Here is a 3923-nt window from a genome sequence, read left to right as displayed (position 1 = left end):
CCGCCGCTCGACGTGATTCCCGCGCGGTGTGTGTCCCCTGCGGCCGGTCCCCTCTACAGCCTCGATCCCCATACCCGAAGTATCCCAGCCGATCCCGGCCCGACCGGTCGGGCCGCTGCCGGGGTACGAGCGGTTGGGGAAGTGACCGTCGAGCGGCTGGAGGCCGCGATTTTTCCGTGGGGTATTCCGTGAGGTGTTCTTAAGGGGGCTGTTGCGTGGGCTGGTCAAGCCAGCCCACCCGCGCGGTGCCGCGATGCTGGTCGGTGTGGGTCCGGGGTGGCCTCGGCCGCCCGGGAATATGTACCTGATCTCAGCATCGTCCATATCTCGGCGCTGTCCGTGCGCGGATGCGGCTGCTCAGCGTTTCGGCCAGCGGTCACGCTGAGCGACGAGCCGTCGGCCTTCGGCGACCAGTTCGGCATACCGCTCGGGGGGTCATCGGATCGCGGCCGGTGACCTCTACCGGTCGAAACCGTCCCAGGGGCCGGGCCGTTCGAGTTCCTCGCGCTCGCGCCGGGCGGCGAGGGCGAAGGCGTTGATCGGACCGCTTCGTTCGGGGCGATCGTTGGCCGGCGTCCGGTGCGGGCTGAGGTGGTTCGGATACAGAGCGTCGTGGATCTCGCGGGCACGCGCAGCATCGGCGACATCGAGGGCGAAATTGCCGCGCGCGTAGGCACGGCGCAGCAGGGTGTTGGCCTGTCGGCTGAGCTTGTCGAGCTCGTGGCGCTCGCCGCGATCGGTGACTTCGGCGAGTCGGTCATCGAGTCGCGCGGTGTGCTCGCACAGCGGCTTTAGTTCGGTGGCGGTCGGTGTCTCCCCGACGTGGGCGAGTTCATCGATGACTTCGACGTATTGTTCACGCTGACTGCGCATCTCGGGCTCCCCGCTGCATCCGACGATCCTGTGTCGGACCAAGAGTAGGCCCGGACGGGTCAGCAGGAGGCCTGGGGCCAATCAACCGCGGTTAATCACCTTCGCCCATCGTTCGTGGGCGGACTGCCGAGTCATCCCCGCAGCCTGACCAATCGCCTCCCACGATGCGCCTTGCTCGCGCGCGGCCCGCACAGCGGCGGTGAGTTCCTGTTGTGCCTCGGCGACCGCTTCGGCTGCGACCTCGACGGCGTAGCACCCCCGGAACGGGGCGATGTGCTCGTCCCATGCCTGCATGATCAGATCTTCGGCGGATTCGCTCAGCCCGGCCCGGTTCGGTGCGTGAACCCTCCGGTCTCCGAACGGGTCAAAGTAGGCGGTGTCGTCCAAGCCCTCCATCGGCGTGGCAACCCGAGCCCAGACCGGCCCCCTCCAGCAGGGCCGGCCGCGGTGACCGACGCAGACCGCCTGAAACCCGATCACCTCATCCCAGTCGCGAGACTGCCGGTCCTCGTACGGAATTGCGGTGCCGTCCGGCCGATGGGTAGCGGTCGGCGCGCCGTTCGACCGACCACTGCCGGTCACGCCATCGGCGAATACGTGTTCGATGTAGCCCTCGTGATTGCCGTCGTCGGTCATTCTGCTCATGTCCCGCACCCTTCCGTAACTGTCAGGAACTCCTTACATTCTACCAATCGTCAGGGAATCCTGACAGATGATTTCGGAGGTCAACTGGGCCCCACATGCCGTCTGGCCGCCGATAATCCCCGCTTATCGGAGGTCAGAAAACGGGACGAATCGGGCCGGAAATCGGGCGGTCCACCGGCCCGGATCGATGCCACTCTGGGAGTCGGAGAGGGAATCCGACACGGAGAGGAGAGCAAGCGATGTCGAAGTCAGGCGGCAGCAAGGGCCACGCCACGTTGATGGACGACGCAGCGGCCTCGCGTATCCAGTCCGCGGCCGCGAAGGACTCCGCAAGCTCCAGCGCGAAATCCGGGTTCGCACCGCGCGCCCAGTCGGCGGCCGCGAAGAACGACCCCACCGATGACAAGAAGTAACCGCACCCGTTTCCGGAACGAATCCTCGGAACGCATGGTCCCCGGAACGCTGGCCGTTTCGGGGACCGCTCGTGTAGGTCCGGGAATCCTGAGGCTGTCACGAGCCGCAAAGTAGATCCGGTGTGACGACACCGTCAGTCGGTGTAGTCATCGGTCCACTGCTCCAGCTTGGACAGCGGCCAGTACAGCCGGTACAGGATCCGGTGCGGGGCGGGGAACGGCGCCTTCTTCGGCCCGCCTCGCGTCAGCCATCCCGTGATCGTGCGAGCGGGGACACCGGTAACCGCTTCGGCACCGGCGATGTCCACCCACACGTCACCGTCGGGCAGCTCCGGCAGGCCGAGCAGCCGGCCGGAGGGCGGAAGCTGCCCTTCGGCGCGGGCCTGCCGAATCGCGGCGGCATGGCCGGCCAGGTCGATCTCTTCGACCGGGCGGGTGCGGCGGGGGTCGGCGGGCATGCAGGGCCACCTTTCTGTCGTGGGGGAATCCGCCACGAGTCTAATCAGTTTCAAAACTGCACTTCGCTGTCTGCGGTCACGCGGCCACTCCCAACGACTCGGGGGAGTAGCCGAGCGCGGCCGCGGCCCGGCCGCCGATCCATTCCGCGATCCCGACGGGTACCGCGTTGCCGATCTGTCGCTTCACCTGGGCGCGGGTGCCGACGAACGTATAGGCGTCGGAGAACCCTTGGGCGCGAGCGCATTCGCGGTTGGTGAGCATCCGGTGCCAGGCACGCCCGTCGTGGTCCACGGTGGCCACGGCGTGGTGATTACCGCCTGCGGTGACCGTGGCCAGCCGGTGACGGTCGGCGCGCCGGGGGCGGGCGTTGCGGCGGTAGGTCACCAGGTGTGCGACACCGGGATCGGTGATCGCGTCGATTTGCGGCGACACGTACAGCGGCCGGTCCACCAGGCGGCCGGGCGTGGGGTCCAGGATCGCCGCCGCGTAGACCGGCTCGGCGGGCGCGCTGGTCAGGTCGACCGTGATGCCGGGCTGGGTGCATACCGCGAACCATCTGCGCCGGTGCTGGGCGTGGCCGAAGTCGGCGGCGTCCAGGATCAAGGTTTGCACGGTGTAGCCGAGCCTTTCCAGGCCGTCGAGCAGCCAGGGGTACAACGTCCAATCGGCGAACTCGGGGACGTTCTCCATGGCGACCACGGAATACCGGTGGATCTCGGCCGCCTCCACCACCGCGAAAGCTGTTGCGCGGTCGATAGACCCGGGGTCGGCGCGCAGCAGCTCGACCTCGGCCGGCGGGCGAGCGCGGCCGCCGGATCGGGCGTGCCACACGCAGCTGGGAGAGGCCCAGAGCATGGTCGTCGTCGGGAGCTGCCGGAAGTCCACACGGGCAATGGACTCCTCGATGTGTCGGGCCGTCGGGTGGTTGAGCTTGTGCGTGGCGATCGCGGTCGCGTCGTGATTGCAGGCCACCCGCCCCCACCACCCGGCGCGTGTCAGCCCGTGCGTCGAACCGCCGCCCCCGCAAAAGAAGTCGGTGACGGTCGGCCGGTCGGTGATCCGCTGCGTCATAGGAGCCACATCCTCACTGTCGTTCTAAAACTGTGCAGTAGTAAAACTGTATCACTTGCCTGCGCTGGGCGTTGTCCGGTTTTGAGCACAGGTGAGGCGGGACCGGGCCGGTGTCGGTCGCTGCGGCGACGCTTCGCCACATGCCCATCGGCGGAGGGGAATTGCGTAAGGCGGATCGCCGGTTACCCACGCGTCCTACTTTGCGGCTCATGACAGCCTCAGGATTCCTGGGCCGTGTAGAGCGGGCTGCGGTTGTCGCCGCTGGCGGGCATACTCGATCGGCTGAGCACCCGCGAGCGAGGAGGGGACCGTGGATCTGTATCCCGAGAGGTTCTTCACTCTGCGGCGGTACGAGTGTCTCAATCGGTACTGTTCGGCGGCCTCGCACTCGACGCCGACGTGTCCGACGGGGCACCCGATCACGATCACCGACGAGGACATGCGGGCTCACCTCAGGTGGAA

Annotated in this window: 6 protein-coding genes; 2 read left to right on the top strand and 4 right to left on the bottom strand. The window is 67.6% G+C overall.

What is annotated here, in order from left to right:
* On the top strand, positions 1-192 hold a 192-nt coding region (locus A5780_RS41760; RefSeq protein WP_231982887.1), incomplete at its 5' end, for a hypothetical protein.
* A 267-nt stretch (positions 193-459) separates the two neighbouring features.
* On the opposite strand, the gene A5780_RS07750 is transcribed toward A5780_RS41760, so the two are convergent.
* Together A5780_RS07750 and A5780_RS07745 are read right to left on the bottom strand one after the other, a co-directional pair.
* The gene (locus A5780_RS07750; protein WP_064908118.1) at positions 460-873 is read right to left on the bottom strand and encodes a hypothetical protein; all 414 of its coding nucleotides are present in this window, start codon (positions 871-873) and stop codon (positions 460-462) included.
* Positions 874-954: 81 nt separating this feature from the next.
* Positions 955-1509 (bottom strand): hypothetical protein, encoded by a 555-nt coding sequence (locus A5780_RS07745; RefSeq protein WP_064908117.1) that lies wholly within the window; start codon positions 1507-1509, stop codon positions 955-957.
* 248 nt (positions 1510-1757) lie between these two features.
* Here A5780_RS07745 and A5780_RS40740 point away from each other — a divergent pair, with 248 nt between their 5' ends.
* Complete coding sequence (locus tag A5780_RS40740) at positions 1758-1931, top strand: hypothetical protein (protein WP_197521692.1); 174 nt, start codon at positions 1758-1760, stop codon at positions 1929-1931.
* Between the two features lie 134 nt (positions 1932-2065).
* Here the strand turns inward: A5780_RS40740 and A5780_RS07740 are convergent, their stop codons facing one another.
* Together A5780_RS07740 and A5780_RS07735 are read right to left on the bottom strand one after the other, a co-directional pair.
* Entirely contained in the window at positions 2066-2389 is a 324-nt protein-coding gene (locus A5780_RS07740) for a hypothetical protein (protein ID WP_064908116.1), read from the bottom strand.
* Positions 2390-2465: 76 nt separating this feature from the next.
* Entirely contained in the window at positions 2466-3461 is a 996-nt protein-coding gene (locus A5780_RS07735; RefSeq protein WP_064908115.1) for a DNA cytosine methyltransferase, read from the bottom strand.
* Positions 3462-3923: the final 462 nt, after the last annotated feature.

It is taken from the genome of Nocardia sp. 852002-20019_SCH5090214, assembly GCF_001665865.1.
GTDB classification, from domain to species: Bacteria; Actinomycetota; Actinomycetes; order Mycobacteriales; family Mycobacteriaceae; genus Nocardia; species Nocardia nova.
The sequence above is the reverse complement of the archived record's forward strand: the minus strand, read 5'-3'. Positions and strand labels throughout refer to the sequence as shown.

Coding starts and splice junctions, on each gene's coding strand:
- A5780_RS07750 (WP_064908118.1), bottom strand. CDS start 873: ATGCGCAGTCAGCGTGAACAATACGTCGAAGTCATCGATGAACTCGCC.
- A5780_RS07745 (WP_064908117.1), bottom strand. CDS start 1,509: ATGACCGACGACGGCAATCACGAGGGCTACATCGAACACGTATTCGCC.
- A5780_RS40740 (WP_197521692.1), top strand. CDS start 1,758: ATGTCGAAGTCAGGCGGCAGCAAGGGCCACGCCACGTTGATGGACGAC.
- A5780_RS07740 (WP_064908116.1), bottom strand. CDS start 2,389: ATGCCCGCCGACCCCCGCCGCACCCGCCCGGTCGAAGAGATCGACCTG.
- A5780_RS07735 (WP_064908115.1), bottom strand. CDS start 3,461: ATGACGCAGCGGATCACCGACCGGCCGACCGTCACCGACTTCTTTTGC.